This is a genomic window from Burkholderiales bacterium, assembly GCA_035560005.1.
In the GTDB taxonomy this organism is placed as follows: domain Bacteria; phylum Pseudomonadota; class Gammaproteobacteria; order Burkholderiales; family Eutrophovitaceae; genus DASRFY01.
Map to the genome: position 1 here is coordinate 22708 of DATMAN010000088.1, position 24423 is coordinate 47130.

The 24423-nt window shown below is 66.1% G+C and carries 26 protein-coding genes; 14 read left to right on the top strand and 12 right to left on the bottom strand.

Translation table 11 applies throughout. The annotated features are described in order from the left end of the window. Window positions 1-30: 30 nt before the first annotated feature. The 6 genes from VNM24_12870 to VNM24_12895 all read right to left on the bottom strand — a co-directional run bounded on the left by VNM24_12870 (window position 31) and on the right by VNM24_12895 (window position 6168). Window positions 31-1845, bottom strand: coding sequence for a DUF1800 domain-containing protein (locus VNM24_12870; protein ID HWQ39471.1), 1815 nt, complete (start codon window positions 1843-1845; stop codon window positions 31-33). 173 nt (window positions 1846-2018) lie between these two features. Next, window positions 2019-2465 carry a thioesterase family protein gene (locus VNM24_12875; GenBank protein ID HWQ39472.1) on the bottom strand — a complete coding sequence of 149 codons (447 nt, stop codon included), beginning with the start codon at window positions 2463-2465 and terminating at the stop codon, window positions 2019-2021. 10 nt (window positions 2466-2475) lie between these two features. Further along, complete coding sequence (locus VNM24_12880) at window positions 2476-3381, bottom strand: DMT family transporter (protein ID HWQ39473.1); 906 nt, start codon at window positions 3379-3381, stop codon at window positions 2476-2478. 118 nt (window positions 3382-3499) lie between these two features. Continuing rightward, on the bottom strand, window positions 3500-4786 hold the full coding sequence (eno, locus tag VNM24_12885; GenBank protein ID HWQ39474.1) for a phosphopyruvate hydratase: 1287 nt from the start codon (window positions 4784-4786) through the stop codon (window positions 3500-3502). 3 nt (window positions 4787-4789) lie between these two features. Continuing rightward, window positions 4790-5173 carry a VOC family protein gene (locus VNM24_12890; GenBank protein ID HWQ39475.1) on the bottom strand — a complete coding sequence of 128 codons (384 nt, stop codon included), beginning with the start codon at window positions 5171-5173 and terminating at the stop codon, window positions 4790-4792. Continuing rightward, on the bottom strand, window positions 5170-6168 hold the full coding sequence (locus tag VNM24_12895; protein ID HWQ39476.1) for an aminoglycoside phosphotransferase family protein: 999 nt from the start codon (window positions 6166-6168) through the stop codon (window positions 5170-5172). Before VNM24_12895 ends, VNM24_12890 begins: the two co-directional genes overlap by 4 nt. Window positions 6169-6264: 96 nt before the next feature. On the opposite strand from VNM24_12895, the gene glpK reads away from it, so the two are divergent. Both glpK and VNM24_12905 read left to right on the top strand, forming a co-directional pair. Further along, complete coding sequence (gene glpK, locus VNM24_12900) at window positions 6265-7761, top strand: glycerol kinase GlpK (protein ID HWQ39477.1); 1497 nt, start codon at window positions 6265-6267, stop codon at window positions 7759-7761. 103 nt (window positions 7762-7864) lie between these two features. After that, window positions 7865-8656, top strand: a complete 792-nt coding sequence (locus VNM24_12905; GenBank protein HWQ39478.1) for a ParA family protein — start codon at window positions 7865-7867, stop codon at window positions 8654-8656. 156 nt (window positions 8657-8812) lie between these two features. On the opposite strand, the gene VNM24_12910 is transcribed toward VNM24_12905, so the two are convergent. Together VNM24_12910 and VNM24_12915 are read right to left on the bottom strand one after the other, a co-directional pair. Further along, a complete protein-coding gene (locus VNM24_12910) occupies window positions 8813-9058 on the bottom strand; it encodes a hypothetical protein (GenBank protein HWQ39479.1) in 246 nt (81 codons plus the stop codon). A gap of 166 nt (window positions 9059-9224) precedes the next feature. After that, on the bottom strand, window positions 9225-9746 hold the full coding sequence (locus tag VNM24_12915; protein ID HWQ39480.1) for a gamma carbonic anhydrase family protein: 522 nt from the start codon (window positions 9744-9746) through the stop codon (window positions 9225-9227). Between the two features lie 165 nt (window positions 9747-9911). Between VNM24_12915 and VNM24_12920 the strand changes: the two genes are divergently transcribed. The 4 genes from VNM24_12920 to VNM24_12935 all read left to right on the top strand — a co-directional run bounded on the left by VNM24_12920 (window position 9912) and on the right by VNM24_12935 (window position 13482). Next, the gene (locus VNM24_12920) at window positions 9912-11006 is read left to right on the top strand and encodes a class I fructose-bisphosphate aldolase (GenBank protein ID HWQ39481.1); all 1095 of its coding nucleotides are present in this window, start codon (window positions 9912-9914) and stop codon (window positions 11004-11006) included. Window positions 11007-11353: 347 nt separating this feature from the next. Further along, the gene (locus VNM24_12925) at window positions 11354-12679 is read left to right on the top strand and encodes an amidohydrolase family protein (protein ID HWQ39482.1); all 1326 of its coding nucleotides are present in this window, start codon (window positions 11354-11356) and stop codon (window positions 12677-12679) included. Window positions 12680-12746: 67 nt separating this feature from the next. Next, entirely contained in the window at window positions 12747-13028 is a 282-nt protein-coding gene (locus tag VNM24_12930; protein ID HWQ39483.1) for a zinc ribbon domain-containing protein, read from the top strand. A gap of 142 nt (window positions 13029-13170) precedes the next feature. Further along, on the top strand, window positions 13171-13482 hold the full coding sequence (locus VNM24_12935; GenBank protein ID HWQ39484.1) for a hypothetical protein: 312 nt from the start codon (window positions 13171-13173) through the stop codon (window positions 13480-13482). Window positions 13483-13490: 8 nt separating this feature from the next. On the opposite strand, the gene VNM24_12940 is transcribed toward VNM24_12935, so the two are convergent. Then, window positions 13491-14216, bottom strand: coding sequence for a CoA-transferase (locus VNM24_12940; protein HWQ39485.1), 726 nt, complete (start codon window positions 14214-14216; stop codon window positions 13491-13493). Then, a complete protein-coding gene (locus tag VNM24_12945) occupies window positions 14213-15037 on the bottom strand; it encodes a CoA-transferase (protein ID HWQ39486.1) in 825 nt (274 codons plus the stop codon). The genes VNM24_12940 and VNM24_12945 overlap by 4 nt, the downstream gene beginning before the upstream one ends. 221 nt (window positions 15038-15258) lie before the next feature. On the opposite strand from VNM24_12945, the gene VNM24_12950 reads away from it, so the two are divergent. From VNM24_12950 to VNM24_12965, 4 genes are all read left to right on the top strand, one after another. Then, window positions 15259-16062, top strand: coding sequence for a class I SAM-dependent methyltransferase (locus VNM24_12950; GenBank protein ID HWQ39487.1), 804 nt, complete (start codon window positions 15259-15261; stop codon window positions 16060-16062). An 86-nt stretch (window positions 16063-16148) separates the two neighbouring features. After that, the gene (locus tag VNM24_12955; GenBank protein ID HWQ39488.1) at window positions 16149-17153 is read left to right on the top strand and encodes a cysteine synthase A; all 1005 of its coding nucleotides are present in this window, start codon (window positions 16149-16151) and stop codon (window positions 17151-17153) included. A gap of 25 nt (window positions 17154-17178) precedes the next feature. Beyond that, window positions 17179-18264 (top strand): NADH:flavin oxidoreductase/NADH oxidase, encoded by a 1086-nt coding sequence (locus tag VNM24_12960; GenBank protein ID HWQ39489.1) that lies wholly within the window; start codon window positions 17179-17181, stop codon window positions 18262-18264. A 53-nt stretch (window positions 18265-18317) separates the two neighbouring features. After that, window positions 18318-18794: a GNAT family N-acetyltransferase gene (locus VNM24_12965; protein ID HWQ39490.1), complete on the top strand. Its 477-nt coding sequence runs from the start codon at window positions 18318-18320 to the stop codon at window positions 18792-18794. Window positions 18795-18892: 98 nt separating this feature from the next. On the opposite strand, the gene VNM24_12970 is transcribed toward VNM24_12965, so the two are convergent. Then, on the bottom strand, window positions 18893-19399 hold the full coding sequence (locus VNM24_12970) for a cupin domain-containing protein (GenBank protein ID HWQ39491.1): 507 nt from the start codon (window positions 19397-19399) through the stop codon (window positions 18893-18895). 77 nt (window positions 19400-19476) lie between these two features. On the opposite strand from VNM24_12970, the gene VNM24_12975 reads away from it, so the two are divergent. Beyond that, window positions 19477-20916 carry a M20 family metallopeptidase gene (locus tag VNM24_12975; protein HWQ39492.1) on the top strand — a complete coding sequence of 480 codons (1440 nt, stop codon included), beginning with the start codon at window positions 19477-19479 and terminating at the stop codon, window positions 20914-20916. Window positions 20917-21016: 100 nt separating this feature from the next. Here VNM24_12975 and VNM24_12980 read toward each other — a convergent pair whose 3' ends face one another. Continuing rightward, complete coding sequence (locus tag VNM24_12980) at window positions 21017-21970, bottom strand: PHB depolymerase family esterase (protein ID HWQ39493.1); 954 nt, start codon at window positions 21968-21970, stop codon at window positions 21017-21019. 443 nt (window positions 21971-22413) lie between these two features. On the opposite strand from VNM24_12980, the gene VNM24_12985 reads away from it, so the two are divergent. From VNM24_12985 to VNM24_12995, 3 genes are read left to right on the top strand one after another with little or no spacing between them, the layout of a single operon-like run. Beyond that, window positions 22414-23205 (top strand): TonB family protein, encoded by a 792-nt coding sequence (locus VNM24_12985; protein ID HWQ39494.1) that lies wholly within the window; start codon window positions 22414-22416, stop codon window positions 23203-23205. A 4-nt stretch (window positions 23206-23209) separates the two neighbouring features. Further along, the gene (locus tag VNM24_12990; GenBank protein ID HWQ39495.1) at window positions 23210-23959 is read left to right on the top strand and encodes a MotA/TolQ/ExbB proton channel family protein; all 750 of its coding nucleotides are present in this window, start codon (window positions 23210-23212) and stop codon (window positions 23957-23959) included. After that, complete coding sequence (locus VNM24_12995) at window positions 23959-24378, top strand: biopolymer transporter ExbD (protein HWQ39496.1); 420 nt, start codon at window positions 23959-23961, stop codon at window positions 24376-24378. The genes VNM24_12990 and VNM24_12995 overlap by 1 nt, the downstream gene beginning before the upstream one ends. Window positions 24379-24423 lie beyond the last annotated feature (45 nt).

Here is a 24423-nt window from a genome sequence, read left to right on the forward strand (position 1 = left end):
CGTCCTCGCCATATGTGGAGCGGACGCTGTTCATCCCAGCTGATATTCGGGCAGCGAGAGGATCAAATGCAGCGTGGTCCTCAGCGCCTCCTCCATGTAGGTTTCCGCGCGCCCCAGATCATCGGTTCCGAGTTCTGTCTCGAGGAAACCCGCCAGTTGCCCGCGCGTTGCCGGGTCTACCGGCACTGAAAGGAAACGCGCCAGCAAGTAATCCACCGCCTGGGCGGCGGTCCGGCAGCCCGCTCTGCGCACCATTGCCGACAGGTCGAGCTGCGCAGTGTGACGCGGGATCGGCTTGACTTTCTGGATCGCCATCTGCCAGCCCCGGTAACTGGCGAGCCGGGTGTTGAATTCCTCGTCGCGGTCGGCCATCTGCATCGACATCGACGTGACTTCCTTCGAATCCGGCTGCGTTGCGGTCGTCACGTCCAGACCCATCGCGAGCTTGTCGTTGACCACGGCGATCTGGTAGTCGCTGCCCGGGTAGCGGTCCGGCGGAATGAAATTGATGTCCGGGAACACGGTGTCATAGATGAAATTGCCGCGCGCGAGCAGCAGCCCGGGCGTGATCCAGGCACGCCCGTGCGCCCAGCCGGCGACAGTGGGTGGGTAGAACAGCTTCTGACCGAGCGCCTCGGTGACTTCGTTGAAATCCGGCACGCCGGGGATCGTGGAAAGCCCCATCTTGCGGTAAGTGGAGACCACCAGCTCCACTGGCGGCTTGATGCGGGTGGCGACCGATGCCGGGCTGTAGAAATCCCGTGACAGGAAGATCGTCTCGAGCAGCGGGGCGATCTCGTAGCTCGCCTCGCGCAGCACGCTCCCCAGCTTCTTCTTCAGCGCCGGGCTCAGCTCTTCGCGCACGAAGTAACGGTAGATCTTGCCGGCCACGAACTCGGCGGTGACCGGCTGATCGAGGATCACGTCGATCACCTCCACCCCGTCGAACGGACCACGCCGGCCAAGGACTGTCTTCACGGAGTCGTCGTGCCTTTCCGGTATCACGACGAAATCGAGATCGATGAAATTCCAGCCGGTGAACGCCCGCGCGGCTTCCCGGATGTCCGTCTCGCTGTAGTTGCCCACGCCCATCGTGAACAGTTCCATGATCTCGCGCGCGAAGTTCTCGTTCGGTGCGCCTTTGACGTTCACGCCGGCGTCCAGAAACGCGAGCATCGCGGGATCCTGTGCGACTGCGATCAGCAGCTCGCGGAAATTGCCGGTCCCCTTCTCGCGGAACAGCTCGTTTTGCCTGAGCATCTTCCGATAGTCGCGCACCTTCTCCTCGCTGGTGGCGAAGTGCCCGTGCCAGAACAGCGCCATCTTCTCTTCCAGCGGGCGCTTCGTGATCAGCATCCGGTTGGCCCACCAGTAGGCGAGCCTGTGGGTCTCCAGACGGCTGGCGCGCAGCCAGTAGAAAAACCTGTTGGCCACCGGCTGCAGCCGCCGGTTGCCCGCCGGCTTGGCCTTGACCCCCAGCGCCTCGCCGGTCTGCCGGGCGAGGTCAGTGGCGGCGGGACGCGAGGGCGCGAAGGGCTCCAGGCCGGAATCGTGCACGCCGGAGTGCTCGAAGGCAGGGAGGTCGTCCGCGATCGACCCGGAATAGACCAGCCGCCGCACCGCTTCCCGTGGTGTCAGCGCCGCGAACTCCATGGTCTCCTCGGGCGTTGCGCCGAAGCCCGCGCGCTCCAACAAATGCGCGGCCCGCGCGGCGTTCCAGTCGGCGGCCGCGATGGGCGAAAGATCTTCCTTCCATTGGGCCGGACCGGCTGCTTGCGTGGCCGATGCCGGCGTTGCCAGGACGACAGAGGCGCTCACGAGAACAGCGGCGGGCAGGAGTCTCATCGTGTCATTTCCGGAAGCGCGGACACGAACGAATGTTAATTCCGTCGCTTGGCGCCCGCGTTCATGATTTTCATGAATTTTGCGCAGCGGTGCTGAACCGCGGGCAATCATGGAGGAGCAGCCCAAACGAGGACGGATGCGAACGGGAAAGCATGCCAGGATCGCTCCGCCACTCAATCGCGCGTGCGCTCGAGCAGCCTTTCCAGAGCGCTGCGCATGCTCTCGGGTATGGCAACCGGTTGACGCGTGGCGCGCTGCACGTACACATGGATGAAATGGCCTTGCGCTGCCGCGGCAGTGTCGTCGTTGCGGAACAATCCAATTTCGTAGCGAACGCTGCTCGTGCCGAGCCTCGCCACGCGCAGTCCCGCATGCACGAGGTCCGGAAAAGTGATCGGGGCGAAGTAGTTGCACTGCGTCTCCACCACCAGCCCGATCACCTGGCTGCGTTCGATGTCGAGCACGCCTTGCTCGATGAGATACTGGTTCACGACGGTGTCGAAGTAGGAATAGTAGACGACGTTGTTGACGTGGCCGTAGACGTCGTTGTCCATCCAGCGCGTGGGAATGCGCTGGAAGTGCAGGTAGGCGGAGCGCAGTTCGGGCGTGGGTCGGGTCATGGGCGGGTTGTCAATGGCTGCTCGCGGAATCGCTGGTGTCGGTCATGCGCCGCATGTGCTTCCAGTTCACCGCCAGCAGGCCAGCGGCGACGATGATCCCCATCCCGAGGAGCGACCCGCCGTCGGGAAAGTCCCGGAACACGAGATAGGCCAGGAGAGTCGACCATATGAGCTGCGAGTAGACAAAGGGCGCGAGCGTCGCGGGCGAGGCGTGGTCCATGGCACGGATCAGCAGGTGGTGTCCGTAGCCGCCGAACAGTCCGATACCGACCATGAACAGCACCTGAAGGGCGGTCGGCGTCTGCCATCCCAGGGGCAGTGCCAGGGTGGTGGCCGCGCCGCCCACCAGCGCGGTATAGAAGAGCGTGGTGTTGGGGTGCTCGCGCCCCGAGAGCTTGCGCGTGACGATCTGATAGACGCTGAAGAGAAGCGCGGTCACCAGCGGAAAGATCGCCGCCGGGGTAAACAGCGCCCCGCCGGGACGAACGATGACGAGCACGCCCGAGAAGCCGAGCACTACCGCCACCCACTGCCGGGCAGAGGCCCTCTCGCCCAGCATCCAGCCGGCGAGCAGAGTGGTCAGCACGGGACCGACGAAACTGATCGCGGCAGCCTCCGCCAGCGGCATGTGACGCAGGGCGAGGTAGAAGAATGTCGTGCTCGCCACCAGCAGCAGGCCGCGTGCGATCTGCAGCCCCGGCCGCGCGGTCTTGAGCAGCCGGATTCCCATTCGTGGCCAGAGCAGCAGCAGCATGAAGACCAGCTGTACCGTGTAGCGCGCCCACATCAGCCCCGGCATCGGGTAGGACTGGAGCATGTATTTCGCCAGCGTGTCCATCGACGAGAACATGAACACCGCCGACATCATCAAGCCGATGCCGCGCAATGTGCCACGGTGGTGCGCTTCGCTCGTCATCCGCGGTCACCGGAAGCCTTCGTCACGCAAGGCCCGGAAAAACGTCAAGAACCACGATGCGCGCATCGCTTTTTCCGTCTTCTTCGGGGCGGCGCGTCTGCAGGGGCTCGTTTCGGCTTCAACGCCGGCCAGGGAGCACGCCGCAGCCGGCGAAACGGGCATCGGCGCCCAGCGACTCCTCGATGCGCAGCAGCTCGTTCCACTTGGCCATGCGCTCGGAGCGCGAGAAAGAGCCGACCTTTAGCTGGCCGGCGTTCCATCCGGTCGCCAGATGCGCGATGGTGGTGTCCTCCGTCTCGCCCGAGCGCGCGGAAACGATGGTGGCGAAACCGGCTGCGCGTGCGGCTTCGAACGCCGCCCGTGTTTCGGTGACGGTGCCGGCCTGATTGGGCTTGATGAGCGCGGCATTGCAGGCCTTGGCTGCGGCGGCGCGCTCGATACGCGCGGCGTTGGTGACCAGGTAGTCATCGCCGATCACCTGCACCCGCCTGCCGACAGCGGCGGTGAGCCTGCGCATGCCCTCGGGATCATCCTCCGCGAGGGGGTCTTCCACCGACACGATGGCGTAGCGCTCGAGCCAGCGCAGCAGCATCTCGCACAGGCCGTCGCTGTCGAGTTCGCGCCGCTCCAGACCGAGCGCATAACGCCCGTTGCGCCCGAATTCGGAGGCGGCGATGTCCAGCGCGATGCCGATTTCCCTGCCGGGCGTGTAGCCGGCGGCTTCGATGGCGCGCGTGAGCACGGACAGCGCCTCTTCGTTGGAGTCGAACGCGGGCCAGTAGCCGCCCTCGTCGGCCACGCCTTGCAGCCGGCCCGCTTCGCGCATCAGATCCCCGGCCGCGCGGTAGACCTCTGCGGTCATCATCAGCGCCTCCGTGAAGCTCTTCGCGCCGAGCGCCATGACCATGAAATCCTGGATATCGACGCGCCGCCCAGCATGCGCCCCTCCGCCGAAGATCTGAATCTCCGGCAGGGGAAGGGTGACTTCGGCTCCCCCCGCCAGATACTTCCACAGCGGCATGCGGTGGGCGCCCGCGGCGGCATGCAGCACCGCCATCGAAGTCGCGATCATCGCGTTGCCGCCCAGGCGCGACTTGTCGGGCGTGCCGTCGAGCGCGATCAGCCGATCGTCGATCTGCGCCTGGCGCAGCGCGTCGCTGCCTTCGAGCGCACGGGCGATCTCCCCGTTGACATGAGCCACCGCCCTGGCCACACCCATGCCCGCGAGTGCGGTCCCGCCGTCGCGCAGATCCACTGCTTCATGCGTCCCGCGCGAGGCGCCGGCGGGGGCGATCGCGCGCCCGACCGCGCCGCCGGCGAGCCATACTTCGGCCTCGACAGTGGGGCGCCCGCGCGAGTCCCAAACCTGTCTGCCGCGCACTTTCGAGATGGTCGTGTCCGCCATGTGCTAGACCGTCAGCTCGATTCGATTGCCGTCGGGATCCAGAACCACGCTCTCGTAATAGCCGTCGCCGGTCACGCGCGGCCCGTCGATCAGCCGGTGGCCGTCCGCGCGCAGCCGTGCGCTCAGGGCGTCGACCGCTTCCCTGGATCCGAGCGACATCGAGACGTGAGCAAGGCCCACGCGCCGCTGCGCTCCGGCGTCGGCAAGCTGCGGCGCGTTCATCAGCTCGATGCGCGCGCCCGAACCGAGGGTCAGGAAATACGAGCGGAACTCGCGGCGCGGGTTGTAATAGCCGTCGTTTGCAATGGCGCCGAAATAGCGCTGATAGAAATCCTTGAGCCGTTCCAGGTCGCGCGTCCACAGCGCAACGTGCTCGATGCGGATCATCGCGACAGCTCCTCGCGCCAGACGGAGCGCAGCTCCGCCAGAACGTCGACCGGATGCAGCAGCAGGGCGATCGCAGTGCCTCGCACCTTGTCGCGATCCGATTCCTCGGTGATGTACTCGACCGGCGACTTGCCGTCCACCCGTCCGAGCAGCAGCCCGGGCAGCAGGTGCGCCGCGCGCGCTTCGATGTCCACGGCCGGCTCCCAGGTCGTTTGATTCAAGTAAGCGCGCGACAGCGCATCGAAGCATTCCAGGTAGCGAGTGGTCCACTGTGGACGCCACACGCACTTGAGCAGCAGGTGATTCAGACAGAAGGCGAGATCGAACGCCGGATCGCCGTACCAGGCGCACTCGGCGTCGAGGAAGACGGGACCGCGCGGACCCATCAGGATGTTCTTCGGGCTGACGTCGCCGTGCACCAGTGCGCGCTTGGTGGCCAGCGTGATACGCACCAGGCTCTCCAGCCGCTCGGCGCACCGCGGATGCTTCGCCGCAGTTGCGCGCAGATAGGGCTCGAGCCGGATCGGCAGGAAGATGTGGTCGGTGGCAAAGGCCCGCGCGATGTCGAGCCGGCCGGCAGTGCCGGCGTGGATCCGGCAGATGCGCCGCCCGACTTCCGATGCGGCGTGCGCGTCGATGATGCCGTCGCGCAGTTGCGTTTTCCAGACCGGGTAGTGCGCCGGCGGGAGAAATTCCATGGCGAACATGCCGGCCTGCGCGTCCTCGCCCAGAATGCGCGGGACGGCGTCGGGAACGATCGCGCCGGCCGTCTTCATCCACTGCGACTCGAAGCGGCTGCGTTCCACCGGCGCGCGCCAGTCCGCCCGGACCTTCAGCTTCGGCAATGCACGCTTGATGCAGACCGGTCCGCGCGCAAGATCCACGCGGTAGATATCGGACGAGACTCCGCCGGCCAGCGGCGTGACCGGCGGGTGCTCGGTCGGGGCGGCGAGACCCATGCGCACCAGCGCGGCGAGGTAGGGCTCGGTTTTCATTGTTCCTGGCGCACTTGGCTGCGGCCGGCTTTGGCCGCATCATTGCGCCCTTCAACGTGTACCGCTGCGCGAGAAGCGCGAAATTTAGCACACGAGATGAAGGCAGTCCTCGCACTGGACCAGGGCACCACCAGTTCCCGCGCCATCGTCTTCGATTCCGCGGCGCGTCCGCTGGGTGTCGCCCAGAAGGAATTCGCGCAGAAGTATCCGCAACCGGGTTGGGTCGAGCACGATCCCGAGGAGATCTGGGCGACACAGCTTGAAACCGCGCGCCAGGCGCTGCGCAGCGCGAAGCTCGACGCCGGCGACATCGTCGCCGTCGGCATCACCAATCAGCGCGAGACCACCGTCGTGTGGGATCGCCGCACCGGCGCGCCGATCTACAACGCGATCGTCTGGCAGGACCGGCGCACCGCCGGCCTGTGCGACCAGTTCCGTGCCCAGGGGGTCGATCCGCTCATCACGGGCCGCACGGGGCTGCTGCTCGACGCTTATTTCTCGGGCACCAAGCTGCGCTGGGTGCTCGATCACGTCGAAGGCGCGCGCGCGCGGGCGGAGCGGGGCGAACTGGCGTTCGGCACCATCGATGCCTGGCTTGTCTGGAAGCTCACCAACGGCCGCGTGCACGTGACCGACGCATCGAATGCCTCGCGAACGCTGCTGTTCAACATCCACACGAAGGACTGGGACGACAAGCTGCTGCAGCTGATGCGGGCGCCGCGCGCGGTTCTGCCCAAGGTCGTCGCCTCCAGCGGCGTTTGCGGGGAGACCGAGCCGCCGCTGTTCGGGCGCGCCATTCCCATCGCGGGGATCGCCGGCGACCAGCAGGCGGCGTTGTTCGGCCAGCAATGCTGGGCGCCGGGAATGGTGAAGAACACCTACGGCACCGGCTGCTTCATGCTCATGCAGACCGGCGAGCAGCCGGTGGACTCGAAGTCCAGGCTGCTGACTACGGTGGCGTGGAAGACGAGCGAGCGCATCGACTATGCGCTGGAAGGCAGCGTGTTCATCGCCGGGGCGGTGGTCCAGTGGCTGCGCGACGGCCTCGGACTCATTCGCAGTTCTGCGCAAGCCGACACGCTGGCCGCGAGCGTCCCCGACAGCGGGGGCGTTTACTTCGTCCCGGCCTTTGCCGGGCTGGGGGCGCCGCACTGGGACGCCTATGCGCGCGGCGCCATCGTCGGGCTCACGCGCGGAACCAGCGCCGCTCACATCGCGCGCGCGGCACTGGAGTCGATCGCGTTCCAGACCGCCGACGTGCTCGACGCGATGCGCGCGGACTCGGGGATCGAGATCTCCGAGCTGAGAGTGGACGGCGGTGCGAGCCGCAGCGATCTGCTGATGCAGTTCCAGGCCGACCTGCTTGGGGTGCCGGTACTGCGGCCGCGCGCCCATGAGAGCACCGCGTTGGGCGCGGCATACCTGGCGGGATTGGCCACCGGCTTCTGGCGCAACAGCGCCGAACTCGTGCCCCACTGGCAACTGGAGCGTCGCTTCGAGGCGACAATGTCCGCGCAGGAGCGCGAGGCGCGAAAGGCCGCGTGGCGCCGTGCGCTTGGGCGCGCGAAAGCCTGGGCGCAAGCGCCTTCCTAGCAGGCCGCGTGCGGCCTGCGAAAGATTTGACAAGCGGCTGATTCGATTAGTATTGTGGTTATCCCTCGGCAACGCAGCGCGCCCTCCGGGAGCAGGCGTCCGCTTGGCCAAGATCGCGATCTTCAACCAGAAGGGAGGCGTTGGAAAAACAACGACTTCCCTGAATCTGACCGCTGCACTGGCGCGCCGCGGCTACAACCCGTTGAGCATCGACCTGGATCCGCAGGCCCATTTGTCCTACGTGTGCGGAGCGACCGTGCAGCACTCGGAGGACTCGGTTTTCAGCTTCTACCAGCAGGTCAAGCCCTTGACTCAGCTGCTGCGTCCGGCGGCTGGTGGCTGGCTGGTGATTCCCGCCCATGTGGAGCTGTCCAAGGTCGATACCCAGTTCGGCAAGGGTCCGAACATTCTGAATCGGCTCAACAACGGCATCGTCAAGGAGAACCTGAACACCGGCCGGCCGATCGTGATCGACTGCTGCCCGATGCTCGGGGTGCTTTCGCTGTCGGCGATCTTCGCCTCCGATCGGGTGCTGGTGCCGGTGTCCGCGGACTATCTGGCGCTGCAGGGCGTGCACGCGGTGGAAAAGACGCTCAAGGCGCTCGAGCACGTCTTGAAGAGAAGAGTGCTGCGGCGCTATGTGATGACGCGCTTCGACGGCCGGCGCAAGATGGCCCACCAGATCTACGAGGAACTCAAGAAGCGCTGCGGCGAGGAGATCTGCGAAACCAGGATTTCCGAGAACGTGGCGCTGGCCGAAAGTCCGGCGGTGCACAAAGACGTCTTCACGCACGCCCCGGAAAGCAAAGGGGCGAGCGATTACGACGCGCTGGTCGACGAGCTGGTGCGCACCGGATTCATCGAGGAACGGGAACGAGCGGCCGCGGCGGCTTGACTTCCCGCCCCCTTGCGGGGCCGAGGCGCTTGCCGGAGTGGACCGCGGGCCGCGGAGGAGGTGTTCACCGCTGGCGCCAAGCGGGCGATTCGCGATGGCGGACGCTCTGTCGCCCTGGCGCCGTTGCGTGCCCCCGGATGCTGCGCTCGCGCGCGTCTACTTGCGATCGTCACCCTGGCGCGCAATCAGCGAGATGATGTTTTCCAGGTCGGGCGAGTCTTCCTTGGTCGGCGCCTGGATCGTCTTGCACTCCAGGATCTCGCAGTGCAGGTACATCTGCGCGATTTTGCGTTCGGCCTCGGCCTGGTCGCGCGCGTGCACGATCAGGTTGTCGACCGGCAGTCCGCTGCGCGTGCGGATCTTGAAGCCGAACTTCAGCATCGGGGTCGGAGCGAGCGCCATGACAGCGGATTCTAGTCTCTTGCCGTGCTCCCGACCACCCTGGCCGTGAATCGAAGCGCACTCGAGAGGCGCACAACGAAGCGCCCGGCACACCGGGAACACCAAAGTCACATCCGCGCCCGGAAACGAAGATTGAACCGGAATGGCTCGCTTGGAAGGCTTGGCCTCAGAATTGCGGCTTGAGACTGGCCCGGTAGCGCTGGAAGTTCCTCACGTAGTGCTCGGCGTTGCACAGCAGCCGCGCCACTTCCTCGTCGGTGAGCTGCCGCACGACCTTTCCAGGCATGCCCACCACCAGCGAACGGTCGGGGATCTCCTTGCCCTCTGTAATCAGGGTGTGCGCGCCGATCAGGCAGTGCTTGCCGATCCTGGCGTGATTGAGGATGGTGGCCTTGATTCCGATCAGGCTGCCCTCGCCGATGGTGCAGCCGTGCAACATCACCTGGTGGCCGACGGTGACGTTCCTTGCGATCGTGAGCTGTACCCCTTCGTCGGTATGCAGTACCGAGCCATCCTGCACGTTCGAGCCTTCGCCGATCGTGATCAGGTCGTTGTCGCCCCGGACCACGCTGTTGAACCACACGCTCGCGTTGTGCTCCAGCACCACCGAGCCGATCACGATCGCGTTGTCGGCGACCCAGTAATCGCCTTTCGTGACGAGGCGCCGTTCGCCCAGAGAGTAGATCATCGTTCGATCCAGGTCAGTGAAGTGGCCTGCCTGTCATTCTATCGAGATGTCCCGCGAGACCCGTCCTTCCAGGGCTAGAATAGGGTTCCGCAAGAGTAATCCGCGCGCCGCGCCGATGCCGGGCCGGGCAAGCGCAGGTGCCGCCGTTCATCGAGGAGGGGAGTCATGTCCGCTGTTACCGCAATCAAGGCCGCAGGGAGCACCGACATCGTGGGACTGCTCGGCAAGGAAGCCGACGCGCTGCTCGGCCACGTGTGCAAGACCATTCCGAAGGAGTCGCTGCATCTGCCCGGGCCGGACTTCGTCGATCGCGTCGTTGCCGGAAGCGACCGCAGCCCGTCCGTGATGCGGGCTTTGCAGCAGATGTTCAACCAGGGGCGGCTGGCCGGTACCGGCTATCTGTCGATCCTGCCGGTCGACCAGGGCATCGAGCACAGCGCCGGCGCGTCGTTCGCCAAGAACCCCGCGATGTTCGATCCGGAGAACATCGTGAAGCTCGCGATCGAGGGCGGTTGCAATGCGGTCGCGTCCACCCTTGGCGTGCTGGGTGCCTGCGCGCGGAAGTACGCGCACAAGATTCCGTTCCTGCTCAAGTTCAACCACAACGAGTTTCTGACGTATCCCAACAAGTACGACCAGATTTTCTTCGCCGACATCCGTCAGGCAAAGGAGATGGGTGCGGTCGCGGTGGGCGCGACGATCTACTTCGGCTCGCCCGAGTCTTCGCGCCAGATCATCGAGGTGAGCCAGGCGTTTCGCGTGGCGCACGAGCTGGGCATGGCGACGGTGTTGTGGTGCTATCTGCGCAATCCCGCGTTCAAGAAAGACAAGGACTATCACCTGGCGGCGGACTTGACCGGCCAGGCCAACCATCTCGGCGTCACCATCGAGGCCGACATCATCAAGCAGAAGCTCCCGGAGAATAACGGCGGCTACAACGTCCTCAGTAGCAAGGACAATCCGTACGGCAAGACCGACAAGCGGGTGTACAGCGAACTGACCAGCGAGCATCCGATCGACCTCACGCGCTATCAGGTGGCCAACTGCTACATGGGCCGGGCGGGTCTGATCAACTCGGGCGGTCCCTCGGGAGAGAATGACCTTGTGGAGGCGGTGCGCACCGCGGTGATCAACAAGCGCGCCGGCGGCATGGGTCTGATTTCCGGGCGCAAGGCCTTCCAGCGGCCGATGAAGGAGGGCGTGGCCCTGCTGAACGCGATTCAGGACGTCTACCTGTCCAAGGACGTGACCATTGCCTGAGGGCGATCTTCCCCAGTCGGCGAGAAGCCCCGGATTTCCGGGGCTTTTTGTTTCCGGTGCGCAAGCGTCACCCGCAGCCGCCACTGCGTCTGGCAGTCTCGTGTGCCGAGTGACAGCGAGGCTTCGCGGCTGCACGGCCGGCAGCCTGCCGCGGATGCCGGCCGGACATGGCTCGCGATCGCCGGAGAGTTGCTGCTTTGCCGCATCGATTGCGCCCCTTGACCCTCTGTTTTCACAGGCTTACGCTGGCTTCGCTCGACCAAGAGCGCAAATCAAAAGGGAGGCGGCGTTGCAGGCCCCTGTGAGCCGCCTCAACATGATGTCGATAACACTGGAGGAGGCGCCTGATGGAGTTCAACATCCTGAAGCACTTCAAGGGGATCGAAAACATCCCCAAAGACCCGTTCGATGCCGACGGAATGGGGACCGCGTTCTTCATGTCCGGGAACATGGGCCCGAAGATTTCGGAGCGCATGGACGCGCACGCCGCGAAGGCGAAAATGCCGAGACGGCAGTTCCTGAAATCGGGCCTCGCCTTCTCGGCCGCGATGGTGGCGGCCAACGAGGTCACCGGAATGAAGTTCTTCGAGGTGCCCGAGGCGGCTGCGCATGACCTCGAAGCCAACAAGGAGCTGATGGCCGCGCGCGCGGGCAGCACCGACTTCATCGTCGACGTGCACACGCACGTCTGTACGCGCCCCGAGCACTATGTGCTCGGCGTCAACACCACGGAGCGCGGCATGTGGTTCGTGGACCTGCTGGACAACCTCGGCAAGGCAATGGGGTTGCCGAACGGCACGCGGGACATGAACGTCGACAACTACGGCAAGCTGATCCTGCAGGAAAGCGATACCACGGTCGGCATCTTCAATCCCTTCGGCTTCCGCGAGGACTACGGCGGGAAGGACATGATCCCGATCGAGTATCAGGTGCAGGTACGCGAGCGCTGGCCCAACAGCACGCTGATGCTGGCCGGGGGGCTCACGCCGAATCAGGGCATGCGCGAGACGCTGGACCGGCTGCAGATGTACGTCGAGAAATACAAGATCTCGGGCCTGAAGCTCTATACCTTCGACTCGACCAAGCAGAAGGGCTGGTGGTTCGACGACGAGAAGAAGGCCTACCCGATTTGGGAAGCCTGTCGCAAGCTCGGCGTGAAGAACATCGGCTGCCACAAGGGCATTCCCTTCGGCCAGTTCTACGCGCGCTATGCACACGTGGAAGATTTCGACGCCGCCGCGGACGATTTTCTGGACCTGAACTTCATCGCCTACCACTCGGCCTGGCCGTATCACCAGGAGCTGGCGGCGCTCAAGGGCTTCAAGCCGCAGCGCAAGAATCTCTACTGCGAGATCGGCTCGACCTTCGCGGCGACGGTGACCAGCCGTCCGCTGGAGTGCGCGCACGTACTCGGCACGCTGATTCGCGACATCGGCGAAGACTATGTGCTCTGGGGAACGGATTCGCTGCTCTGGGGCAACCCGCAGTGGCAGATCGACGCGTTCCGCAACTTCCAGATCCCCGACCAGCTGGTCGAAGGCCACGGCTATCCCAAGCTCACGCCCGAGATCAAGCGCAAGATCTTTGGCGAGAACGCGGCACGCATCTGGGGCATCGACAAGAAGAAGGCCATGCAGGCGAAGGCCGAGATCAAGCGGACCGCAGTGGCCTGAGGCACCGACGGGCGGGGCGGGAGGGGACGCCGCCGGCCCGCCCGGCGCGAACACAAGAGGTAAAGCGATGCCGCTCTACGAATATGCCTGTGACAGTTGCCGGGTCATCTACCAGGCTTGGCATGGCATGAACGATCCCAAACCGGAGCGCTGCCCGCGCTGTACCGGGGGGTTGCGCCGCGTGTACAGCGCGCCGCGGGTCAGCAACGGCTACACCAGCCCGAGCCAGGCAAAGTACGCCAGGATCTCGGAGTCCGAAGAGATCGCACGAGAAGCCGAGCTGCAGAAGGTCTACCAGACGCTGTGGCTTCCCGACCAGGTCAAGCACAGCCCTTGGGACGAGCACTGAATTCGATCGTACCCCGACCTCGCGAACGGCCCCCACGAGGGGCCGTTTTTCTTGGCCCACTCGAACTGTCAATCCCCGCTTTTCTTGCGCAGACCCGCTTCTATCATAGGGTCGTCGGTCGCAGCGCGCAGAGGAGATCGCCATGAATCCAGTCCCCGAAAATTTCTCGCAAGCCCTGGCCGGCCTGATGGAAGTCGAGAAGCGCATCATCGATCTGGCCACCCGCAATCATCTCCACGGGCTGCGCTTCGAATGGAACGACGAAGCGGACTTCGGCCATATGGCCGACCCGGTCCCGGTCGTCATCTACCGATCAGACGGGAAGATGGTCGAGGCCGAGTTCTCGCTCTCGGAAATGGCCGGCTATCTCGGCGGTTCGCGCGCCGCCACCGAGGCCAAGATCGAGCACATCCTCGACGAGCTGATGTCCGACCGGCAGCCCACCGGCGAGTGACAGGCCGGTCAGGCCGCCGGGAGCCGCGCGGCGAAGCGCGGATAGGTTTCCGCGATTTCCTTGCGAATGATGCCGCGGATGGCGCGGAGCGTTTCGGCATCGGGTGCCGAAGTCGTCGCGACCGGGGATGCGCAATCGAACTCGAAACCGGTGTTGTCGCGAACTTCTTCCAGGGTGTGGCCCGGATGCACGCTCTGCAGCCGGAAGCGTCGGCGGGCGCGATCGAAAGAGAACAGCGCCAGGCTGGTAAGCAGAGCGCAGGGCCCGCCCGGACGGTACACACCGGCTTCGCTCACCCCCGGCGCGCTGATGAAATCGACCTTGGGCACCAGGACGCGCCGGGTGTGCTCCTCGCGAAACAGGATGACGCGCGGCACCACGTAATACAGATAAGCGGAACCGAAAGAGCCGGGCCAGCGCACCACACTGGCGGGATATCCTCCTGTACCCACCAGGTTGATGCTGCCCTGGCCATCGATCTGGCCGCCGCCCAGGAAGAACGCATCGATGCGGCCTTGCGCCGCGAGATCGAACAGCTCGACGCCGCCGTTGGTGAAGGCGTTGTGCCTGAGCGAGCCCAGGATCGACACGTGCAGCGCGCCCCTCGAGTGCAGCCGTGCGAGCAGCGCTCCCGCGCCTGGGATCGGAGAGGATGCGCCCACGGCGACGTGGCGGCAGCCTTCCAGCAACCGCGCCACGATCGCGATCAGGAGCTCGGTGAGGGTAGGGCTCACGCCACGGCCCGCGCCTGTCCCATCCACTCGTCCAGGAAGCGCTCGAATCCGTCCCTGGTACGGGACAGATCGACATAACGCGCCAGCGCTGCGTCGTCGTCCGGGTAGAGATCCCACAGCCCCAGCGGCCAGGCACCGCGCCGGGCTTCCGCGAGGCCCGAAACATAGATCGCCGGCAGCACACTGCCCGCGCGCGCGGCGTCTTCCAGCAGGTTGTCGTTCGTGATCTGCTCCACGCTCACCAGCGTGCACCGCGCGGCGTGCGCCATCGTCATCAACTCGCGCTGGCGTGCCACGAACACGTTGCCGAAACGGTCGCCCAGCGGCGCGTGAAACAGGGCGAAGTCCGGACGCAGCGCGGGCAATACCACGATCGGGTCGCCCGTCGAGAACGGGTTGTCGATGACCTTCCAGTCTGCGCGATGCGCGAGCACATCGCTGCCGATCAGCCCGCGCAACGGCATGAACGGCAGCCCTTTCTCACCGGCCTGCAGCGCGGCGTAGATGGCCGGGCAGGTTGCGTCCTTGATCCGGATCGCCCCGCTGCGCACGGCCTCGATGAACCGTGGCGCCGCGCCGAACTCGCCCAGTGTGATCGCGGAGGTCTCCAGCGTGCGCACCGCGCCGGCGCCGATCAGGATGTCCGCCTGAATGCCGCCGGTCGGCACGCACAGCAGGTGAAGATCGCGAACGCGGCGACGCACCAGTTCGCGGGTCGCGGCCATCGCCACGCCGGAGCCGTCCTTGGGAACGGCGAGCAGCGCACCATCCGGAATACGGGCGACCAGCGCTTCCAGAGACACAATCGGGTTGCGGGTCATGCCATCACGCTAGCAAATGCTCTCTGTCTGCGCAACGGCGCGGAAGAACCCGTAGCCGCGCAGGACGCGCCGGACAAGGGCGAAGAGCGAAAGAGCGATAGCGAACCACGGTTAGCGTCCAGGGAGATTTGTCTTGCGGCTGGCGCTGGCCACCCGATCTGTGCCGTGTCCCCCGTTGCCTCGCGGGTCATAATCTGGGTACTCGAGAAAGGGGAATGACGATGGCTGACCTGGACGCGGTGAAAGCGCAGCAGCAGAAGACCTGGGCGAGCGGAGACTTCGCGATGATCGCCTGGAATACGGTCTTTCCCGGCGAGCTGCTGTGCGAAGCGGCGGAGCTGCGCGCCGGCCAGAGGGTTCTGGACGTGGCGACCGGCAGCGGCAACGTGGCGCTGTCCGCGGCGCGGCGCCATTGCGAGGCCGTCGGCGTGGACTACGTGCCCGCACTGATCGAGCGCGCGCGTGAGCGCGCGGCGGCTGAACGGCTGCCCGCGCGTTTCGACGTCGGCGACTGCGAGCAGCTGCCGTACCCGGATGAATCGTTCGATGTCGTGCTGTCGCTGTACGGCGCGATGTTCGCGCCGCGCCAGGAGAAGGCGGCCGACGAGCTGCTGCGCGTGTGCCGGCGGGGCGGCCGCATCGGCATGGGCAACTGGACGCCCGATGGATTCTGGGGCCAGGCCTTCGCGCTGATGGCCAAGTACCTGCCTCCTGCGGCCGGCGTGCGGGCTGCGCCCGAATGGGGGACGCAGGCCCGGCTGGAGGAACTGTTCGCCGGGCGCATATCCTCCATGAAGATCGTACGGCGCAGTGCGCTGTTCCGCTATCGCGACAGCCGCCACTGGATCGACGTTTTCAGCCGCCATTTCGGGCCGATCATCCGCGTGCAAGAAGCACTCGATGGCGCGCGCCGCGCGCAATTCCTGGCAGAACTCCGCGACATGCTCGAGCGTTTCAATCGCTCCGCCGACGATACGCTCGTGGTGTCTGCAGACTACCTCGAAGTGGTGATGCTCAAGCGCTGAGCCGGGCGTCGCCGCCCCTTCTCCATGGTCGAGTTACCATTGGGTTGCCGGCGATATGCCGGAGCCCACCCCGGAGGATCGTCACAGTGGACATTCGCGATGGTTTGGTCGGAGCGATCGGCAACACGCCGCTGATCCGGCTGCGCAGAGTCTCCGAGCTGACCGGGTGCACCATCCTTGGCAAGGCGGAATTCCTGAATCCGGGGGGCTCGGTGAAAGACCGCGCCGCGCTCTATATGGTGCTCGACGCGGAGCAGCGCGGCGAGCTTCGTCCGGGTGGCGTCATCGTCGAGGGCACTGCCGGCAACACGGGAATCGGCCTTGCCCTGGTGGGCAACGCGCGCGGTTATCGCACGATCATCGTCATTCCGGATACCCAGAGCCAGGAGAAGAAGGACATGCTGCGGCTGTGCGGAGCGCAGCTGCGCGAAGTTCCGGCGGTGCCGTATTCCGACCCGAACAACTATGTGCACGTCGCGCAGCGGCTGGCGCAGGAACTCGCGAAGTCGGAGCCCAAGGGCGTACTCTACGCCAATCAGTGGGACAACGTGTCCAACCGCGACGGGCACTACCGGTCCACCGGCCCGGAGATCTGGAACCAGACCGACGGTCGCGTCGACGCCTTCGTTTGCGCGATCGGTACCGGCGGTACGCTGGCCGGCGTGGGCCGCTACCTGAAGGAGAAAAGGCGCGACGTGGTGATCGCCGCCGCCGATCCGATGGGCGCATCGATGTACCACTGGTTCAAGCATGGCGAACTGAAAAGGGAGGGCAGCTCCATCGTCGAAGGCATCGGTCAGGGACGGGTGACGAAGAACATCGAGGACGCGCCGGTGGACGACGCCTACCAGATTCCCGACGCGGAAGCGCTCGAGATCCTGTTCGACCTGCTCGCGCACGAGGGCCTGTGCCTGGGCGGGTCGAGCGGGATCAACGTCGCGGGCGCGATCCGTCTGGCCAAGGACCTCGGACCCGGACACACCGTCGTCACCGTGCTGTGCGATCCGGGCACCCGCTATCTGTCCAAGCTGTATAACCCGTCGTTCCTGCGCGAAAAGGGTCTGCCGGTGCCCGGGTGGCTCGAGCGCTGACCGGGCGCGAAAGGTTAGGGTCTGCATGACTTCCAGGCTGTTCACTCCGCTTGCGCTGCGCGCCGTCGAACTCTCCAACCGCATCGTGGTGTCGCCGATGTGCCAGTACATGGCCGAAGACGGTTCCGCCAACGACTGGCATCTCATGCACCTCGGCCAGTTCGCGATGGGCGCCGCGGCCCTGGTGATGACCGAGGCGACGCACGTGTCCCGGGCGGGGCGCATTTCCCACCGCTGCCTGGGCTTGTACCGCGATGACAACGAAGTCCAGCTCAAGCGCGTCGTCGATTTCTGCCGGCGCTATGGCGTCGCCAGGCTGGGCATCCAGCTGGCGCATGCCGGGCGCAAAGGCTCGGCACACACGCCCGCCGAGGGCGGAAAGCCGCTGCGTCCGGAGGAAGACGCGTGGACCACGCTCGCTCCCTCCGCACTGCCCTTCGGCCCTGGCTGGCACGTGCCGGAGGCACTCACGCGGGACGGGCTGCGCGAAGTGAAGCGGCAATTCGTGGACGCCGCACGGCGGGCCGCACGCATCGGTTTCGACGTGGCCGAGCTGCACGCGGGACACGGTTACCTGCTGCATGAGTTCCTCTCGCCGATCTCCAACCACCGCGACGACGAATACGGCGGCTCCACCGCCGGCCGCATCCGTTTTCCTCTGGAGGTCTTCGAGGCGGTGCGCGGGCTCTGGCCGCAGGACCGTCCGCTGGGAGTGCGCGTCTCGGCGACCGACTGGATCGAAGGCGGCTGGACGCCGGAGGAGACGGTGATATTCGCGCGCGAGCTCAAGGCGCTGGGCTGCGATTTCCTCGACGTGACTTCGGGCCAGCTCGATCCGCGCCAGCAGATTGCGTTCGCGCCCGGCTACAACGTGCCGTTCGCCGAACGGGTCAGAAAGGAGACCGGCATGACGGTGATGGCCGTGGGCATGATCACCCGCCCGAAACAGGCCGAGGAGATCGTATCGGGCGGCAGAGCCGATCTGGTAGCGATCGCTCGCGGCATGATGGACGACCCGCGCTGGGCATGGCATGCCGCGCGCGAGCTGGGCGCCGAGACCGCCTACGCGCCCAACTACATGCGCTGCCACCCTTCCGTCTGGAAACCCTGAGTCTGAACCACGGAAGACACGGTGTGCTCCGTGATTCGGCTTTCGATCCTCGGATGATCCGGCCTTGCGAAGACTCCGACTTCGAGGCGATCTACCAGATCGTCAACGACGCCGCGCAGGCCTACGAGGGCGTGATTCCCGCCGACTGCTGGAGGACGCCTTACATGCTGCGCGCCGACCTGCGACACGAGATCGATACCGGCGTGAATTTCTGGGGTTGGGAGGACAACGGTGCACTCTCGGGAGTGATGGGCATTCAGCCGGTCCTGGACGTGATGCTGATCCGTCACGCCTACGTGCGCAGTGCGCTCCGTGGTCGCGGCATCGGCGGGAAGCTCTTGCGCCATCTCGTCCAGCTCGGACAGCGGCCCTTGCTGGTGGGAACCTGGGCCGCCGCGAGCTGGGCCATCCGGTTCTACGAAAAGCACGGGTTTCGCCTGGTCTTGCCCGAAGAGAAGGACCGGCTGCTCAGGAAATACTGGTCGATTTCCGAACGGCAAATCGAGACTTCCGTAGTTCTCGTGCGCTGAGGATTTGGGTTGCCCTGTTCCGGCGACCCGGTGAGCGGCGGGCCCGGACGAAAGGCGCTGTCTCCGGCCGGGCGAGCCACGGGATCATCGCGCCCTGCTCAGCGCTTCCTGGGATCGTCCGACGGATCCACGAAGGTCGTGCCGGTCGGGCCCACGGCGGTGCACGCGGCTACGACTGCTTCGTCGCGCGTCTGCGCGAAGTGATTCATCCCGGCAGGCTCGGTGTAGTGGCTGCCCGGAGGCAATACGGTGAGTTGCGACTCGTCGTGCACTGCACCGTAGGCGAAATACCACGTACCGGACAACACGAGGCAGGACCGCTCGTCCGGATGGGAGTGCGGCGGAATCTTTGTGTGCGGCGGCAGCCGCACCATCATCGTGTAGAGCCCCGGCGCCCGCGCGTCGCCGGCGATGACCACCGTCTGCAGTCCGCGCTGCATCGCGGTGCCTTCCTGGACGGCGGACTCCGCCGGCCAGGGAATTCGATCGGCGGGCGTCATTTGCGCGCGCAGTCCTCCGGCCGAAGCGGGCGATGGACCCGAAAGTCCCGCAGCGGCTGCACAAACCGCTGTGGCCAGCGTGAAACGAACGATGGTTCCCTTCATGGTTGCCTCCCCCCGGCGTCGACGTCGAACGCCCTTAGAATGCTCACCGACTTCTGAACGCGCTACTCTTACACGATATGCGAGAAACCGCTTCCGTCAAGCTCGATCCGCCCGCCGCACAATCGATCATCGACCGCAAGTGGGACGAAGACATCGTCATCCGCCTGATCGACTACATCCGCATTCCGTGCAAGTCGCCGCACTTCGATCCGGACTGGAGGAAACACGGGCACATCGAAACGGCGGCGCAGCTCGCGCTCGAATGGTGCAGGAATCAGCCGATCGCGAAGATGCAGGTCGAGATCGTGCGGCTGGAGGACCGCACTCCGGTGCTGTTCTTCGAGATCGCAGGAAGCGCGCCGGGCACCGTCCTGATGTACGGTCACCTGGACAAGCAGCCGGAGATGGTCGGCTGGCGCGACGGATTCGGGCCGTGGATTCCGGTCATTCACGATGGCAGGCTCTACGGCCGCGGGAGCGCCGACGACGGCTACGCGGTATTCGCTTCGCTTGCGGCGATCGAAGCGCTGCAGCGGCTGGGTCGGGCGCATGCCCGTATCGTGGGCATCATCGAATGCTGCGAGGAGAGCGGCAGTCATGACCTGCCGGCGTATCTGGATGCGCTGGCCGAGCGCATCGGCAGGCCGGATCTGGTGATCGGCCTGGATTCCGGTTGCGGCAACTACGATCAGCTCTGGGTGACCACCTCGCTGCGCGGGATCGCCGCGGGCACGCTCACCGTGGAGGTGCTCACCGAGGGCGTGCACTCGGGAGACGCCAGCGGAATCGTGCCCTCGTCGTTGCGCATCGCCCGGCAGCTCCTCGACCGGCTGGAGGACTCGAGCACCGGCCGCATTCTTCCGCAGGCGTTCCACTGCGACATTCCCGCCGAACGGATCGAGCAGGCCCGGGTCGCGGGGAGAATCCTCGGCGAATCGGTCTGGAAGAAGTTTCCCTTCGCCGGAAGCACCCGACCGATGGCGCGCGAACCGGCCGAGGCGATCCTGAACCGCACCTGGCGGCCGTTCCTGTCGGTGGTCGGTGCGGACTTTATTCCGCCGATCAAGGACGCCGGCAATGTCCTGCGGCCGAAGACCGCACTGAAACTCTCGTTGCGCATTCCGCCGCTCACCGACGGTCAGCGCGCCACCGAGGATCTCAAGCGCATTCTCGAAACGGATCCTCCGGAAGGCGCGCTCGTGCGCTTCGAGCCCGACCAGGGCGCGACCGGCTGGAATGCGCCGGCCAGCGCGCCTTGGCTCGGATCGGCGGCCGATGCCGCGTCCAGGGCGTTCTACGGCAGGCCCGCGGCCATGATGGGCGAAGGCGGCACGATTCCCTTCATGGCCATGCTCGGCCGTCGGTTTCCCGACGCGCAGTTCCTCATTACCGGAGTGCTCGGCCCGCACTCCAATGCACACGGGCCGAACGAGTTCCTGCACCTGGGTTACGCCAAGAAGCTCACGGCCTGCGTGGCGCAGGTGATCGCCGCGCACGCGCAGCGTTCGGAAATCTGAAGAAGCCGACGCAACGCTCGACGACCGGAGGAGCGTACGCCGCGATCGACAATCACGAGGTGCTCATCAGGAAAAGGACCATGCGCCCGCCAAAGTGCGCTTATCCGCCGATCGCCGCGGCATCGCGCAGGAACTGCGCGCACAACTCGGTGAGCGCTGCCCCCCGACGCTCGCAGTACGGATGGCCGCCGGGCCCGCCGGTCCAGGCATGGCCCAAGTCTTTGACTTCGATGCGGCGCAGCCATAGTTTGCCGCCGGTGCGAAAGTCGGTGACGGCCAAGCCCCTGGACGCCGCAACCGCATCGCCTGCTTGCGCGCGAATTCCTGCGCGACGCAGCGATTCCAGTGCCTGCGCCAGAAGCTGCTCGGCGCAGCGCGGATGGACCACCGGGTCGTCCAGGCCGTGGATGATGGCCAGCGGTGCGCATGCCCGGTGCACTGCACCGAGCGCGAGCAGTGGACCGAACGTCAGGCCGCGCCGCAGAACGCTCTGCGGACTCTGCATGCCGTGGGTACCCAGCAGCGGCGGGGCCGCCACTGTGACCACCGCGCGAAAGCGATCCGGGCGGTGAAAGGCCAGCAGCGCCGCCAATGCGCCGCCGGCGGAAAGGCCGACCGCCGCAACCGCGTCGGGGTCCACGTGCACGCGTGCAGCCACGTCGTCGAGCATCGCCGTGACGACCTCCAGCTCGCCCTGACCGCGCTGGGCCCACGGGTGAAACCAGTTCCAGCAGCGGAACACGTTCGCCAGTCGCCGTTGATCCGGACAGAGCAGGCGCATACGCGCCTTGTCGGCCAATCGCGTCCAGCCCGCCGCATGGGCGAATCCCAGCGCGCGCTGCTTGCAGCCATGGAGCACCACGATCAGCGGGGCGCTCTCGCCGTCGGCCAGCCCTGCAGGCACATACAGGCCGTAGTTCCAGGCGCGGACCGATAGCTGGCCGAGATGGAACCGAACGCCCGGCACTTCGACCCGGCCGCGCCGCCACTGCCTGCGCCATAGCCCGAGCCGCACCAGCACCCAGGTGTGCAGGCGGTTCAGCGTGCTCATCATGACCTGAACCTAGCACATGATCTTCGTGGCGGTATCGAGTCTGCGCTCCCGACAAAGTTGACATCTGGTTAGCAAATACGAATAATTCGCATTACTGTTAAGCAAATAACCGGAGGAGCCCCGCTGCTTTCCCAACGCGGTCGCGCTGGCGACTCGCGCTGCACGCCGCACCGCACGGGCATCGAACGATGGGTTTCGTGCACAACTGGCCGTTTCCACACTCCGGGCCTGCATTTGCGCTGGTCGCGGGTGCGCATGTGGTCATCGCGATGATGCTGGTTCACTCGCTCGGCGGGTCACGGCCGGTCGCCCAGGCAGCGTTGATGGTGCACCTCATCCAGCCGGAGCGACAGATCGCACAACGCGCGCAAGCCGCGCATCCTCCGCCGGCGCGGCCTCGCATCGAGCCGTACGGGCCGCCTGAGCCGCTTGCGCGATCCGACGTGCCCGTGCGCGATTCCGGGCCGGCTGGCGACGTTCGCCTCGGGCCGCCCGCGATCGGGCCGGTTGCCGTTCGGACGACACCGCCGGAGCCAATTCGAGAGGTCGCTGAGCAGCCGCTCGCGTTCCCGACCGAACCGCCCGTGCCGCCGCAGGCCGCGGCACCGGTACAGCCGCTGGCGGCGATCGAGGAACCGTCCGCGCCGCGCCACGACCTCGCGCCCGTGCGAGCCGGCACGAACCCCCCCGCGCCGTCCGTGCGTTCGATGGGCATGCCGGCGGTACCGGCATTGCCCGAGCCCTCACTGGACATCGCAGCGCCCGAAGCGCCGCAAGCCCCGTCTGCACCGGCGCTGCGTGCTGCGAGCGAGATTCGCTTCGAACCCGCGCGCGCCACCGCGAATCCGGAAGCCCTGTCGCCGAGCTTGCCGGCTATTCCCGCGCCGTCCGTTGTCGCGCCGCCTTCTTCGCCGCTGCCGCCGCAAGCGGCGTCTGCGCCAGACATCGAGTTCACGCCCGAACTGGTGCGGGCGAACTATCTTCGCAATCCCAAGCCGGTCTACCCGTCCCTGTCGAGGCACCTTGGCGAGCAGGGCACGGTCCTGCTGCGCGTGTTGGTCACTGCGCGCGGCGAGCCGGTGCAGGTGCAGCTCAAGAGCTCTTCTGGCTATTCGCGTCTGGACCGCGCCGCGCTCGACGCCGTGAGGCGATGGCTGTTCGTTCCAGCAAAACGCGGCGACGACATCGTGGACGCCTGGGTCATCGTGCCCATCGAGTTCTCCATCAAAAATTGACTTCATGCCGCAACAGCATCTCTACGGGTTCGCATCCCTTCTCTCCCAGGCCGACGCAGTGGGCGTGGCGGTGCTCGCCATACTGCTCCTGATGTCGATCGCGAGCTGGTACTTCATCTTGCTGAAGGCGATGCTGAACGCGCGCATGAAGCGCCGCGCGTGCGGCTTCCTCAAGCACTTCTGGAGCGCGCCGTCCCTGGAATCGGTCACCACTCGGCTGTCGCAACGCCCGCCGCAGGACCCGTTCGCGCGCCTTGCCGCCGCCGGGCTCGAGGCGATGGGGCACTTCCGCAGATCGGCCCCTGTCGGACTTATCGAAGGCGGCGGACAGGGCGAGTTCGTCACCCGCGCGATCCGGCGCGCCATCACGCGCGAGATGGCGGCGCTCGAGTCGGGACTCACCGTGCTTGCATCGGTGGGCAGCACCGCACCCTTCGTCGGTCTGTTCGGCACGGTCTGGGGCATCTACCACGCCCTGATCGCGATCGGCACGAGCGGCACGGCCTCGCTCGACGCCGTGGCCGGTCCGGTGGGCGAAGCGCTGATCATGACGGCGGCCGGACTCGCGGTCGCGATCCCCGCGGTACTGGCGTACAACTTCTTTGTGAGAGGAAACCGCGTAGTGCTGGCCGAACTGGACGGATTCGCGCACGATCTGCACGCGTTTCTCACCACCGGGTCCAAGCTAGACAGCGGCGCACGCGGCGCGCCGCCCGCCGGGCGGGCCGAACCGGCCGAAGCGAGGGTGGCCTGATGGCTTTCGGCGGATTCAGCGACAGCGATTCGGGCCGGCCGATGGCGGAGATCAACATGATTCCGCTCATCGACGTCATGCTGGTGCTGCTGATCATCTTCATCGTCACCACGCCGCTGCTCACGCACTCGATCCGCATCGATCTGCCCGAGGCGAGTACGCGAGTCAATGTCGAAAAGCCCGAAACGGTGACACTGTCCATCGACTCGGACGGGCAATTGTTCTGGAACGACGCGCCGATCACGCGGGATGCCATGCATGCCAGGCTCACAGAGGCGGCCCGGCAGGATCCGCAGCCGGAGCTGCATCTGCGCGCCGACAAGACCACGCAGTACCAGCGATTGGCCGAAGTGATGGCCGCGGCGCAGACCGCCGGCCTTGCGAAGATCGGATTCATCACGGAGCCGGTGGGCAGATGAACGACAGGCCGCAATCCGCGGCGTCGCCGGGCGATCGCGGCGCGA